The sequence below is a fragment of the Hymenobacter sp. 15J16-1T3B genome (assembly GCF_020711235.1).
Lineage (GTDB): Bacteria > Bacteroidota > Bacteroidia > Cytophagales > Hymenobacteraceae > Solirubrum.
In genome coordinates this window covers 15,638-29,008 of the sequence record NZ_JAJFAV010000007.1, presented here as the reverse complement: position 1 = coordinate 29,008, position 13,371 = coordinate 15,638, and the positions used below count along the sequence as shown (strand labels likewise).

General features: G+C 65.1%; 10 protein-coding genes. 8 read left to right on the top strand and 2 right to left on the bottom strand.

The genetic code is table 11. The annotated features are described in order from the left end of the window. Positions 1 to 30: 30 nt before the first annotated feature. The gene (locus tag LJ737_RS13115; RefSeq protein WP_227766387.1) at positions 31 to 2,373 is read right to left on the bottom strand and encodes a TonB-dependent receptor; all 2,343 of its coding nucleotides are present in this window, start codon (positions 2,371 to 2,373) and stop codon (positions 31 to 33) included. A 107-nt stretch (positions 2,374 to 2,480) separates the two neighbouring features. Continuing rightward, on the bottom strand, positions 2,481 to 2,939 hold the full coding sequence (locus LJ737_RS13110) for an HYC_CC_PP family protein (RefSeq protein ID WP_227766385.1): 459 nt from the start codon (positions 2,937 to 2,939) through the stop codon (positions 2,481 to 2,483). A 365-nt stretch (positions 2,940 to 3,304) separates the two neighbouring features. Between LJ737_RS13110 and mraZ the strand changes: the two genes are divergently transcribed. From mraZ to LJ737_RS13070, 8 genes are all read left to right on the top strand, one after another. Continuing rightward, complete coding sequence (gene mraZ / locus LJ737_RS13105) at positions 3,305 to 3,778, top strand: division/cell wall cluster transcriptional repressor MraZ (RefSeq protein ID WP_111479007.1); 474 nt, start codon at positions 3,305 to 3,307, stop codon at positions 3,776 to 3,778. After that, the gene (rsmH, locus tag LJ737_RS13100) at positions 3,775 to 4,737 is read left to right on the top strand and encodes a 16S rRNA (cytosine(1402)-N(4))-methyltransferase RsmH (protein WP_227766383.1); all 963 of its coding nucleotides are present in this window, start codon (positions 3,775 to 3,777) and stop codon (positions 4,735 to 4,737) included. Before mraZ ends, rsmH begins: the two co-directional genes overlap by 4 nt. A gap of 7 nt (positions 4,738 to 4,744) precedes the next feature. Beyond that, on the top strand, positions 4,745 to 5,389 hold the full coding sequence (locus tag LJ737_RS27130; protein ID WP_317206652.1) for an FtsL-like putative cell division protein: 645 nt from the start codon (positions 4,745 to 4,747) through the stop codon (positions 5,387 to 5,389). 12 nt (positions 5,390 to 5,401) lie between these two features. Next, on the top strand, positions 5,402 to 7,750 hold the full coding sequence (locus LJ737_RS13090) for a penicillin-binding transpeptidase domain-containing protein (RefSeq protein ID WP_227766381.1): 2,349 nt from the start codon (positions 5,402 to 5,404) through the stop codon (positions 7,748 to 7,750). Between the two features lie 33 nt (positions 7,751 to 7,783). Beyond that, positions 7,784 to 9,274: a UDP-N-acetylmuramoyl-L-alanyl-D-glutamate--2,6-diaminopimelate ligase gene (locus LJ737_RS13085; RefSeq protein ID WP_410779952.1), complete on the top strand. Its 1,491-nt coding sequence runs from the start codon at positions 7,784 to 7,786 to the stop codon at positions 9,272 to 9,274. 133 nt (positions 9,275 to 9,407) lie between these two features. Beyond that, positions 9,408 to 10,628 (top strand): phospho-N-acetylmuramoyl-pentapeptide-transferase, encoded by a 1,221-nt coding sequence (gene mraY, locus LJ737_RS13080; protein WP_227766380.1) that lies wholly within the window; start codon positions 9,408 to 9,410, stop codon positions 10,626 to 10,628. Positions 10,629 to 10,632: 4 nt separating this feature from the next. Next, positions 10,633 to 12,015, top strand: a complete 1,383-nt coding sequence (gene murD / locus LJ737_RS13075) for a UDP-N-acetylmuramoyl-L-alanine--D-glutamate ligase (RefSeq protein ID WP_227766378.1) — start codon at positions 10,633 to 10,635, stop codon at positions 12,013 to 12,015. An 82-nt stretch (positions 12,016 to 12,097) separates the two neighbouring features. After that, entirely contained in the window at positions 12,098 to 13,288 is a 1,191-nt protein-coding gene (locus tag LJ737_RS13070; protein ID WP_227766377.1) for an FtsW/RodA/SpoVE family cell cycle protein, read from the top strand. The last annotated feature ends 83 nt before the right edge of the window (positions 13,289 to 13,371 follow it).

Genomic DNA, 13,371 nt, shown 5'->3' with positions numbered 1-13,371 from the left:
CTGCGGCGGGCCACCGGGCGTTGGCAATAACTATTCCAAGCGAAAGCGCAAGCCCACGTAGGTCAAACGCCCGTAGATGGGCCCCCAGTTCATGGCCGCGTCGAAGGTGGGGCCGAAGGGCTGGTCGGCCGCATCAATGGGGTTGCGCTGGCGGTAGTCGGTCAGGTTCTCCACGCCGGCGTACACGTCAAAGCGCTTGAAGGCGCGGGTGAGCTGGGCGTTGAGCGTGGCGTAGCGCGGCGAGTAGAGGACTTTGTCGCTGGCGCCCGCGTCGTGCTGGTGCATGAGGCCGGGGGCGTAGGGCCGGCGGCCGTACCACTGCGCCGTTAGGTCGGCCCGCCACTTATCAAAGGCGCTGGCGTAGCTCAGGTTGGCGAACAGGCGGTGTTGGGGCGTGAGGGGCTTGGGTAACAGGTCGCCGCCGTAGCTGGTTTTCACGTCCAGCCACTTATAGGCCGCCTTGGCCTGCAGGCCCTTGAGCGGCTCCACCTGCACCTCAGCCTGGAAGGAGCGGGAGTAGGAGCGGCCGCCCGGCTCCAGGTTGCGAATCAGCAGCAGGGAGGGCACCGTGTACGGGTCGGCCACCACCTGGTTCTGGAAAATGGTGTGGTAGTAGTCGGCTACGAACGTCGCCTGCCGGCCCGCCACGGTGAAGTACTGCGAGAAGGAGCCGCCCACGTTCCAGGCCTTCTCGGGCTGCAGGTCGGTGGCCACGCTGAAGGGGCGGCTGCTGACGAGCATGCCGGTGTTTTCGGCAATGGGGTTGGCCACGCGGTAGCCGCGGCCGGCCGCTAGGCGCAGCACAGTGCTCTGCGTCGCGTCGACTTTCACGTTCAGGCGCGGCGTGAGAAACCAGCCGTAGAGGTTGTGGTAGTCGGCGCGGGCGCCGGCCACCACGGTCAGGTTCTTGGAGTTCTGGTAGGTGTACTCGGCAAAAGCCCCGGGCACGCGCTCGGTGCGGGCGCGCAGGCTGCGCAGCCGCTCCTGCTCGGCCGTTTCGCCCGCGCGGAAGCCGGTGCGCAGGTGCTCCTGGTAGTCGTCGTAGAGGTAGCTGGCGCCGAGCCGGTACACGTGGGCCGTGTTGCCGATGGCGCTCTGAAACAGCAAGGTGGCCAGGCCGGTGCGCTGCAGGCCGTTGTACTGGCGTTGCGGGCGGAAATGGCCGGCGTGGTCCGGGTCGTGGGTGTAGTCGAAGCTCACGCCGTAGGTGCTGGCCCCGTAGCTCGACTGGAAGTCGTGACTGGTGCCCGACACGAGCAGCCCCAGGCTCTGGTAGGGCTTGGTCGGCCAGGTGTAGGAGGTCTTGCCGTAGGCCGTGTAGCGCGTGGTTTGCTGGGTGATGCCGTAATAGGGGTTGCTGGTGTCGTCTTCGCGGAAGCCCACCTGCCCGCCCTGCCGGGTTTCGCGCAGGGCGCCCACGCCCCACTCGCTCACCACCGCCTTGCCCGACTTGTATTTCCACTTATTCAGCACGTTGTACTGCGTGGCCAGCGGCAAGTCGAGGAAGCCGTCCTTGTTGCGGTCCACGCGGGTGCCCAAGTGGTCGGTGTGCAACAGCAGGGCCGTGCTCCACTTGGAGTTGATGCGGGCCGAGGTGTTCAGGTTCAAGTCGAACTTGCCGAAGTCGTTGGCATAGGCGTTGAAGAGCAGCCGGTCGGTTTTCTCGGGCTCCTTGAGGCGCACGTTCACCTGCCCCGAAATCGACTCGTAGCCGTTGACCACCGAGCCCATGCCCTTGATGATGTCGATGCTCTCAATCCAGGGCCCGGCCAGGTAATTCAGCCGGTAGGGCGAGGACAGCCCGCGCAGGGCCGGCAGGTTGTCGACGGTGAGCAGGGAGTAGGAGCCGTCGAGGCCCAGCAGCTGAATCTGCTTGGCGCCCGAGGCCGCGTCGGTGGTCGTGACTTCCACCGAGGCGTTGGTTTCGAAGCTTTCGGCTAGGTTGCAGCAGGCCGACTTGGTCAGGTCGCGGCTGCTGATGACCTGCGTATGAGTCGGCGTAAGCGAGGAGTAGCTCGGGGCCCGGTCGGTGATGACCACTTCCTGCAGCTCGGCGCTGTTTTTCAGCGCAATGCGCACGTAAGGCCCGGCCTGCACGGTGTCGGCGCGGTAGCCGAGGGCGTTGATGACGAGGCGGCCATCCGTAGCCTTGGTGGAGTAGGGCAGCACGAACAGGCCTCGCTCGTCGGTGGTGGTGGCCTGGTCGGTGCCGAGCCAGCGCACCACGGCGCCGGGCAGCGCGGCGCGGGTGGCGCCGTCGGTGACTTCGCCCCGGGCGGGGGCGGCGGATGATTGGGCAAAGGCGGCGGGCGCGGCCCCCAGCGTCAGCAGGGGCAATACGCGCAGCACGCGGCCTCGCAGAGTAGCGGACATGAGGTCAGAAAGTTAGAATTCTTCCGGCAGTGGAGCACCAGCTACGGTCGAGCTGATGCGGCCGGGACCCGCGCTGAGCGCAGCCCCGGCGGCGCGAAGAATCCTGACTAGACCACGAGCACGCACACGAACGTCAGCAAAGCCCGGCCCGCGCGGGGTGGGGGCGAAGCATTGGCGGCGTGCAGAATGCGCGTGTGGGCGGCTACTGCCGCGGCGGCGGGCTGGGGCCACATGGGCGCGGCGGGCAGTACGGCCACCAGGGCCGGCACGGGCACTTTGCCCAGAGCCAGGTCATGGGCCGACGCATCCACCTTGTGGTGGTGGGCGCTGAACTCGCAGCAGCCGTTCTTGACGCTGGCCTTTTTCAGCGGCGACGGCCGCTTGCAGTCCGCCTGGGCCAGGCCCGCGGGGGCACAGCCGTGGTGCGGGGTGAGCACCACCGCGCGCTGGGTGCGGCCGCTCACGTAGCAGGTGTGCTGCTGCACCGTCAGGCCCACCGAGGCGGTGAGGACGAGCAGGGCCAGCCACAAGCTGGTAAGGCGCACGAGCAACGAGCGGGGTTTCACACCCCAAAGATACAAGCGGCGCGGCGGACCGGGCAGTACACAATGCGGCGCCCGGCGTGCAGGATTCTGAGCGTCACCTGGGGAGCCCACGGTGGGAAGGGGTACGGTTGAGCTTACTGGCGGCCGACTCCGGGTTGAGCCTGCGCAAGTAGGGGTGCGGTCTGCTCGCCCCGCGCTTCTGCCATTTTGACAACGCCTTCCACTGCTCTACCACTTTTTACCCTACTTCATCCTGCTAGCCGTCAAAAACGGCCTAAACAAGCTTGTTAAGCCCATTTTACTAGGTGGTAGAAAATGGTAAAAGGTGGTGACCTTTTCGCGGGGCTTGCGTACTTTTGCTTACCGACCCTGTTCCCATCCTCACCATGCACCTGCTCTCCGGCGAATACGACTGCAAGCTTGACCCGAAAGGGCGGCTCGTGCTGCCGGCCAAGGTGAAGGCTAACCTGCCCGAGCAGTCGGGCAATCAGCTGGTGCTGGTGCGCGGCTTCGAGCCCTGCCTGGTGCTCTACCCGCGCTCGGCCTGGCAGGTGATTCACGAGAAGGTGATGGCGCTGGACGAGTTCAACGAGGAATACCGGCAGTTTCAGCGCAACTTCTTCCGCGGCATGACCGAGGTGGAGCTGGACAACATCGGCCGTTTCGGCCTGCCGGGCTCCATGCGCCGATACGCCGGCATCGAGAAGGAAGCCATCGTGGTGGGCATGGGCAACCGCTGCGAAATCTGGGACCCCGCGCGCTATGACGAGTTCCTGATAAAGGACCAGCAAAGCTTCTCCAAGCTGGCCCAGAAATTTTTGACCACCGATACCCCGCCCGCCGGCGGCCTCGCCGCATGAGCATGGACACCCCCAACGCCACGTACCACCGCCCCGTGATGCTGCAGGAGTGCCTCGAGGGCCTCGACCTGCGCCCCGACGGCCGCTACGTCGACGTGACCTTCGGCGGCGGCGGGCACTCGTGGGCCATTCTGGAGCGGCTCGGGCCGCAGGGCCACCTGTTTTCCTTCGACCAGGACGCCGACGCGGAGCGGCAGGCCCAAGTGCTGCAGCAGGGGCCGCGCGGCGACCGGTTCACGTTTATCCGCGCCAATTTCGGGGAGCTGCAGCGCGAGCTGGACCACCGCAGCGCTATTCCCGTGGACGGCCTGCTGGCCGACTTGGGTGTGTCGTCCTACCAGTTCGATACCCCGGAGCGCGGCTTCAGCACCCGCTTCGACGGGCCGCTGGACATGCGCATGAACCCCGAGGAAGGCCCGACGGCGGCCGATGTGGTGAACGAATACGCCGAGGGCGAGCTGCACCGCATCTTCGGCATGTACGGCGAGGTGCAGAACGCCCGCACCCTGGCCAAGGCCGTGGTGCAGGCCCGCGGCACCCGCGGCATTCAGACCATTGCCGACCTCAAGAAAGCCATTGCCAGCTGCACCCCGCGCGGCAAGGAAAACAAGTACCTGGCGCAGGTGTTTCAGGCCCTGCGCATCGAAGTCAACAACGAGCTGGAGGTGCTGCAAGCCATGCTGACGCAGTGCGCGCAGGTGCTGCGCCCCGGCGGCCGGCTGGTGGTGATGAGCTACCACTCGTTGGAAGACCGGTTGGTGAAAAATTACCTGGCGGCCGGCAAATTCTTCGGCGAGGCCGACAAAGACCTGTACGGCAACCCCCAAAAGCCCTTCGAAGTGCTGACGCGCAAGCCCATTACCGCGTCGGAGGAAGAACTGCAGCTGAACAACCGGGCCCGCAGCGCTAAATTGCGGGTTGGAATTCGGAACGACTTTCCGCTGAACCCTAAGTCTTGACCCCTTCGTGGCTGTAAATACCGCTCGTCCGCCCGCCGCCCAGCCGCGCCAGAACACCCCGCGCGAAATCGTGCCGCCCCCGGCGCCCGAGCCGGTGCGCGCGCCCGAACCGGAAGAAGCCGCTCCCGCAGCCAAGGCCGAGCGTGCCCCGCGCCCCGAAAAGCCGCGCAAGCAGTCGACGTGGAGCATTTTCTCGCTGGTGGAAAAGGTGCTGAACGTCGACGGGCTGTTTCGCGACGGGGTGCCGGTGCACTACCTGCCGCACACCTTGTTCGTGATGTTCCTGATCCTGGTGTACATCGGCAACACGCACTACGCGGCCCGCATGAACCGCAGCATTCAGCGCCTCAAAACCGAAACCGAAGACCTGCGCGCCGACTACACCACCTTGTCGGCCGACTACATGGAAGCCAGCAAGCAGAGCGAAGTGGCGCGCAAAGTGGCCGCCTACGGCCTGGTGGAAAGCTCCTCGCCGCCCTTTAGCATCAAGGTGCCGGCCGGCGGGCTGGAAGAAGCCAAGCTGGACGAGTTGCCGGTGCTCACCGCCGACTCCATTGCCGCCCGGGCCGTGCGCGACTCCCTGGCCGCGGCCGGTACGGCGCCGGTCACCGCCGAGCCTGCGGCCCCGGAAGCCGCCGACCAACAACACTAACGCCAACCAGCCATGAGCAAGCAGCAACAGGGCAGCGTTAAGAAATCCATCGTGACGCGGGTGCGCCTCGCCTTCCTCGGCGTGCTCCTTTTCTCCGCCGCCGTGGTGTGGAAAATCCAGCGCATTCAGTACCAGGAAGGGGAGAAGTGGCGCTCCTTGGAGCAGCAGCGGCGCATCGTGTACCAGCCGGTGTTTGCCACCCGCGGCAGCATTTTCGCTGCCGACGGGCGCAGCATCATGGCCACCTCCCTGCCGTTTTACCGCGTGGCCTGGGACCCCTCGGTGGTGAGCGAAGAGCTGTTTGCGAGCAAGGCCGACTCTCTGGCCATGCTGCTCTCGCGCTTTTTCGGCGACCGAAGCAAGGAAGAATACCTGCGCCGCCTCAAAAACGCCCACGACCCCAAGCGCAACGTGCGCTACATCCGCCTGAACTCCCGGCAGATCAACTTCCAGGAAAAGAAGTTGCTGGCTTCCTGGCCCATCTTCCGGGCCAAGCGCAAGGGCGGCGTCATCTTCGAGAAAGTCGACAAGCGCTTCCGGCCCTTCGGCGGGCTGGCCCAGCGCACCATCGGCTTCGTGAACGAGGAGAAGCACGGCGCCGGCCTGGAGTACACCTACAACAAGGAACTGGCCGGCAAAGACGGCGAGGCGCTGTTTGAGCGCCTGCCCGGCGGCCTCAAGCCGGTGTACGACGGCTCGGAAATCAAGCCCCAGGCCGGCTTCGACATCATGACCACCATCGACATCAACCTGCAGGACGTGGCCGAAAACGCCTTGCTGCGCAGCCTGATGGACAACAACGCCCAGTACGGCACGGTGATTCTGATGGAGGTGCAGACCGGGGAAATCAAGGCCGTGGCCAACCTGGGCAAGGTGGCCGACGGCGTGTACCGCGAGGACTACAACTACGCCATTGCCGACCAGGGCCGCACCGAGCCGGGCTCTACCTTCAAGCTGGCCTCGATGATGGCCCTGTTTGAGGATAACCCCGAACTGGACCTGACCGATACCGTCAACACCGGCCGCACCGGCTCCATGAAAATTGCCGGGGCCGTCAAAACCGACTCGCACCCCTACGGCAAGATTACCGTGCAGCAGGTGTTTGAGAAGTCCTCCAACATCGGCGTGGCCAAGCTGGTGAACGACCACTTCATGGCCAAGCCCAGCGACTACACCGATTACCTGAAGAAGTTCGGGCTGCACCAGCCGCTGGGCTTCCAGATGTCGGGCGAGGCCAAGCCCTACGTGAAGGACCCCTCGGACCGCTCCTGGAGCCACACCTCGCTCTCGACCATGAGCATCGGCTACGAGCTGAAGCTGGCACCCTTGCAGACGCTGGCCTTCTACAACGCCGTGGCCAACGGCGGAGTGAAGATTCAGCCCATCATCGTGAAGGAAATCCGCCAGGACGAGCAGGTGCTGGAGCGGTTCGAGACGAAAGTGCTCAACCCCAAAATCTGCTCCGACGCCACGCTGGCCAAGGTGAAGGCCATGATGGAGGGCGTGGTGACCAACGGCACGGCCCGCGGCATCCGCACGCCCGACTTCGGCATTGCCGGCAAGACGGGCACGGCCTGGAAATTCAAAAACGGCCGCTACACCAAGACCTACTCGACCTCCTTCTGCGGCTACTTCCCGGCCGACAAGCCCAAGTACAGCTGCATCGTGGTGGTCGACTCCCCCAAGAACGGCCGCATCTACGGCGCCGACGTGGCCGCGCCGGTGTTCCGCGAAGTGGCCGACAAGGCCATGGCCCGCGACCAAGCCAGCCAGCGCCCCCTGCTGGCCCGCGCCCCGGTGCGCAAAACGCTGGTGCCGAGCAGCTACGGCGGCGTGCAGGAAGACCTGCAGCTGATTTGCAACCACATGGGCGTGACCAACCAGGCGGCCGGCACCGCCCCCGACGACTGGGTGCAAGGCCAGGCCGCCGAGGGCGCCCGCCACGTGCAGTGGAACGCGCTGCCTGTGCGCCGCGGCCGCATGCCCAGCGTGGCCGGCCTGAGCCGCCGCGACGCCCTGTTCCTGCTCGAAAACCGCGGCCTGCGCGTGCGCACCGTGGGCGCGGGCCGGGTCACGCGGCAGTCGGTGCCGGCCGGCCTGCCGGTGACGCGCGGCGCCGTGGTGACGCTGGAGCTGAAGGACCCCACGCTGGTGGCCAAAGCCCCGGTGCCGGTGTTGCCCTACGCTCCGCCCAAACCTACCGTGGCCCCCGAGCCCACGGTGATTCCCGAGCCGGTGTCGCCCACCGGCCAGCCCATTACCCGGCCCGAGGACGCGCTGCTGCCCGGCCTCAAGCCGGCCCGGCCCAAATCGGCCGCCGCCCAGCCCGCCCCGCGGAGCCGCGCCGGCCGCCGGGCCTAGTGTTTCTTGTCTGACTTTCCCGCTTCTTTCGCCTTGACCTCCGCTCCTTCCGAACTCAGCCACTCCCTTTCCGACCTGCTCGCGGCCGTTACCGTGCGGGAGCAGCGCGGCCCGGCCGACGCTACCGTTAGCAGCCTCACGCTCGACTCGCGGCAGGCGGCCGCCGGGGCCGTGTTCTTCGCCCTGCGCGGCGTGCAGGCCGACGGCCACCAGTTCATCCCCAAAGCCGTGGCCCAGGGCGCGGCCGTGGTGGTGTGCGAAGAGCTGCCCGCCGAGCTGAGCGAGGCCGTGAGCTACGTGCTGGTGCCCGACAGCGCCGAGGCCATGGGCCACATGGCGGCGGCCTTCTACGGCCACCCGAGCCGGGCCCTGCAACTGGTGGGCGTGACGGGCACCAACGGCAAAACGACCTGCGCCACCTTGCTGCACAAGCTGTTTTCGGCCCGCGGGTACAAAGCTGGCTTGCTCTCGACGGTGCAGAACCAGATTGGCGACGAAGTTATTCCGGCCACCCACACCACGCCCGACGCCATCCGGCTCAACGAGCTGCTGGCGCGCATGGTGGCGGCCAAGTGCACCCACGCCTTCATGGAAGTCAGCTCGCACTCGGTGGTGCAGCACCGCGTGACGGGGCTGCAGTTTGCCGGCGGCGTGTTTACCAACCTTACCCACGACCACCTCGACTACCACGGCACCTTCGACAATTACCTAAAGGCCAAAAAAGGCTTTTTCGACATGCTGCCGGCTGGGGCCTTTGCCCTGACCAACGCCGACGACAAGCGCGGCCTGGTGATGCTGCAGAACACCAAAGCCAAAAAAGCTACCTACTCGCTGCGCGGCGAGGCCACGGTACGCGGCCGCCTCATCGAAAACGGGGTGGACGGGCTGCAGCTGGAAGTGGACGGGCGCGAGGTGCAGTTTCGCCTGATCGGGGTGTTTAATGCTTACAACCTGCTGGCCGTGTACGGCGCGGCCGTGCTGCTGGGCGAGGAGCCCGAGGAGACGCTCACGGTGCTGTCGGGGCTGACCTCGGCGCCGGGCCGCTTCGAGCCGGTGGTGTCGCCGCGCAAGCGCGTGGTGGGCATCGTGGACTACGCCCACACGCCCGACGCGCTGGAAAACGTGCTGCAGACCATTGCCGACATCCGCCGCCCCGAGCAGGCCGTCATCACCGTGGTGGGCTGCGGCGGCAACCGCGACGCGGCCAAGCGCCCCATCATGGCCGACTTGGCCTGCCGACTGTCCGACCGCGCCGTGCTCACCTCCGACAACCCCCGCTACGAAGATCCGCAGGTCATTCTCGATCAGATGCAGGCCGGCGTGCGCCCCACCGACGCAGGCAAGTTCCTCACCGTGCCCGACCGCCGCGAAGCCATCAAAACCGCCTGCGCCCTGGCCCGCCCCGGCGACATCGTGCTGGTAGCCGGCAAGGGCCACGAAACCTACCAGGAAGTACAGGGGCAGCGCTCCGCCTTCGACGATAGGCTGGTGCTGCAGGAAGCCTACGAACTGCTGAGCCTGTAACGCGGGCTACGGCACCGTTCAACGCCACCGGAATAGCACAAAATCCCGACAAACGCAACGTTTGACCACAGCCGAAAAAGCCGAAAATTTGCGGCTTCCTGACGCCTGAGCGGCGTCGCACCAGCCCTGACCAATGCTCTACTACCTCTTCGATTATTTGCACCGCCACTACAACGTGCCTGGCACGGGGGTATTCCAATACACCTCGTTCCGCGCCGCCATGGCGGTGGTCACCTCGCTGGTTATTGCCCAGTTGTTCGGCAAGCAGCTCATTGCCATTCTGCGGCGGCGGCAAATCGGGGAGACGGTGCGCGACCTGGGCCTGCAGGGGCAGCTGGAAAAGAAAGGCACCCCGACCATGGGCGGCCTCATCATTCTGCTGGCCATTCTGGTGCCCACGTTGCTTTTCGCCAAGCTCGACAACATCTACGTCATCCTGATGCTGCTCAGCACCGTGTGGCTGGGCCTCATCGGCTTCGTGGACGACTACATCAAGGTGGTGAAGAAGGACAAGGAGGGCTTGGCCGGGCGCTTCAAAATGCTGGGCCAGATCGGCCTGGGCCTGACGGTGGGCTGGGTGTTGTTTTTCAGCCACGACGTGACGGTGCGCCAGTACCTGCTCCCGAACGGGCAGTTTTCGGCCGTGGATGCCAGCCGGTATTACCAGGACGTGAAGCTGATGATTACCACCATCCCCTTCGCCAAGAACAACGAGCTAAACTACGGCGACCTGTTTGCCACCGCCGGCGACTTTTTCAACGAGTACTACGCCTTCTTCTACATTCCCATCGTGATTTTCATCATCACGGCGGTGTCGAACGGGGCCAACATCACCGACGGCCTCGACGGGCTGGCGGCCGGCACCTCGGCCATCATCGGCACCACGCTGGGCATCTTCGCCTTCGTGAGCGGTAACGCCGTGCTGGCCGACTACCTCGACATCATGTTCATTCCGAACGTGGGCGAGCTGACCATCTTCTGCACCGCCTTTGTGGGGGCCTGCGTGGGCTTTTTGTGGTACAACTCGTACCCGGCCCAGGTCTTCATGGGCGACACCGGCTCCCTGGCCCTGGGCGGCATCATTGCCGTGCTGGCGCTGATTGTGCGCAAGGAACTGCTGATTCCGGTGCTCTGCGGCATCTTTTTGGTCGAAAACCTCTCGGTTATCATTCAGGTGAGCTACTTCAAGTACACCCGGCGCAAGTACGGCGAAGGCCGCCGCCTGCTGCGCATGTCGCCTCTGCACCATCACTACCAGAAGCTGGGCTACCACGAGTCCAAAATCGTGTCGCGCTTCTGGATTGTGGGCATCATGCTGGCCGTGCTGACCCTGGTAACCCTCAAACTGCGCTAATCCCATGCAGCACTCCGGCGAAGGCAAGAAACTGGTCATCCTCGGCTCCGGCGAAAGCGGGGTCGGGGCGGCGCTGCTCGGGCAGGCCAAAGGCTACGACGTGTTCGTGTCGGACGGCGGCACGCTCAAGCCGTCTTACAAGGAAAAGCTCGACCGCGCCGGCATCCGCTACGAGGAGGGCACGCACACGCTCGCGGACATCCTCGGGGCCGACGAAATCGTGAAGAGTCCGGGCATTCCGGAGAAAGCTGCGGTGATGCAGGCCGTGCGCGAGCGGGGCATCCGGGTCATTTCCGAAATCGACCTGGCCAGCCGCTACACCCGGGCCCAGAGCATTGCCATTACGGGCACCAACGGCAAAACCACCACCACGCTGCTGACCTACCACTTGCTCAAGGAGGCCGGCTACAACGTGGGCCTGGCCGGCAACGTGGGCCACAGCTTCGCCGAGCAGGTCATCAACGACACCTTCGACTGGTTTGTGCTGGAGCTGAGCTCGTTTCAGCTCGACGACACCTACGACTTCACGCCCACGGTGGCGGTGCTGCTCAACATCACGCCCGACCACCTCGACCGCTACCACTATAGCATTGAGGAGTACGCCCAGGCCAAGCTGCGCATCACCCGCAACCTCGACAGCAGCTCCTATTTCATCTACAACGCCGACGACCGGCTGATTCAGCAGGAGTACCAGTCGGTGTTCGTGGACACCAACGATTTGCCCTTCAGCCTGCACCAGCGCCCCGACATTCGCTGCGCGGCCCGCTACGTGTCGGAAACGACGCTGCGCCTCGACATTCCGCAGGTGCAGGAAGACGACTACGAGGACGTGAGCACGGCCCGCTCGCCGCTCATTGGCCTGCACAACCGCCAGAACATGGCCGCGGCCGTGCTGGCCGCCCGCGTGGCCGGCCTTTCGGTGGAGCAAATCGAGGCCGCCCTGCCCACCTTCAGCAACGCCGACCACCGCCTGCAGCCCGTGGGCGAAATCAACGGCGCGCAGTTTATCAACGACTCCAAGGCCACCAACGTGGAGGCCGCCTGGTACGCCCTCGACGGCGTGAAGGCGCCGCTGATCTGGATTGCCGGCGGCACCGACAAGGGCAACGACTACGCAACGCTCGTCCCGCTGGCCCAGGAAAAGGTAAAGGCCCTGATCTGCCTCGGCGTCGACAACGCCAAGCTGCACGCCGCCTTCGACGGGGTGGTGGAGCGGATAGAGGAAACTCAGGACGTGCGCTGGGCCGTGCGCCGCGCCGCCGAGCTGGCCCAGCCCGGCGACGTGGTGCTGCTCTCGCCCGCCTGCGCCTCCTTCGACCTGTTCAAGAACTACGAGGACCGCGGCCGGCAATTCGCCCAGGCGGTTAGTGAACTTGCGAAGTTGTGAAGTGGTGAAATTGTCGTTTTGACCAAGCCCATTTGACTTTCGCGATTCACAACTTCACCTTTCACCATTTCACCACTTGCCGATGGAACCCGTCAAAAACTGGCTGCAGCGCAATCTGAAGGGCGACCCGGTGCTCTGGGGCATCGTGATTGTGTTTTCGCTTATCAGCATGGCCGTGGTGTACTCCGCCACCGGTACGCTGGCCTACAAAAACGAGCTGCGCGGCCGCGCCGGCTCGGTGGAGATGATTCTGGTCAAGCACACCAGCCTGATATTCGCCGGTTTGGCGCTGATGTGGCTGGCCCACCGCGTGGACTACCGGCACTATTCGCGCCTCTCGCTCTACGCGCTGCTGTTGTCGGTGCCGCTGCTGCTGTTTACCTACCTGTTCGGCGGCAGCGTCAACGGGGCCGCACGCTGGATGACCATTCCGGTGATTAACCAGACCTTCCAGCCCTCCGACTTGGCCAAGCTGGCGCTGATTTCGCACCTGGCCAGCATGCTCAGCCGCCGCCAGCAGTACATCGACAACTTCAAGACCACGCTGCTGCCCGTGATTTTGTGGGTGGGCGTCATCTGCGGGCTCATCGTGCTGTCGAACGCTTCCACGGCCCTGTTGCTGTTCTTCACCTGCCTGCTGCTGATGTTTATCGGCCGCGTGCCGCTGAAGCACATGATGCTGACCGTACTGATCGTGATGAGCCTGGGCGGGGTGGCCCTCACCGTCGGGCAGCGCTGGGGCACGGTGAAGTCGCGGATCGAGAGCTTCACCGACAAGAGCAAACCGGTGCCGTTTCAGCTGGAGCACAGCTACATTGCCATTGCTACCGGCGGCATTGCGGGCAAGGGGCCGGGCCAGAGCACCGAACGCAACATCATGCCGCACCCGTACTCCGACTTTATCTACGCCATCATCATCGAGGAATACGGCCTGCTCGGCGGCGTGGCGGTGCTCTTTCTCTACCTCGCTTTCCTTTACCGCGGCCTGCTGACGGTGATGCGCAGCTACGGCGCCTTCGGCGGCCTGCTCTCGGCGGGCCTGTGCTTCAGCCTGGTGCTGCAAGCCATGGTGAACATGGGCGTGGCTGTGGGCTTGGGGCCGATTACCGGCCTGCCGCTGCCGCTGCTGAGCATGGGCGGCACCTCCCTGATTTTCACCGGCATCAGCATCGGAGTTATCCTCAGCGTGAGCCGGGGCGAGCGGGAAATCCGCCCGATGGTGGGCGAGCCGGAAGACGAAGCCCGCATTCCGAAACAAACTGCGCTGGCGTAGCAGGAAAATGGTGTTGGTAGCTCGACATAACGCCCTCGATTTCCGCATCGAACCGGACCTGCCCGAAGTTGGCTGGTTCCTGT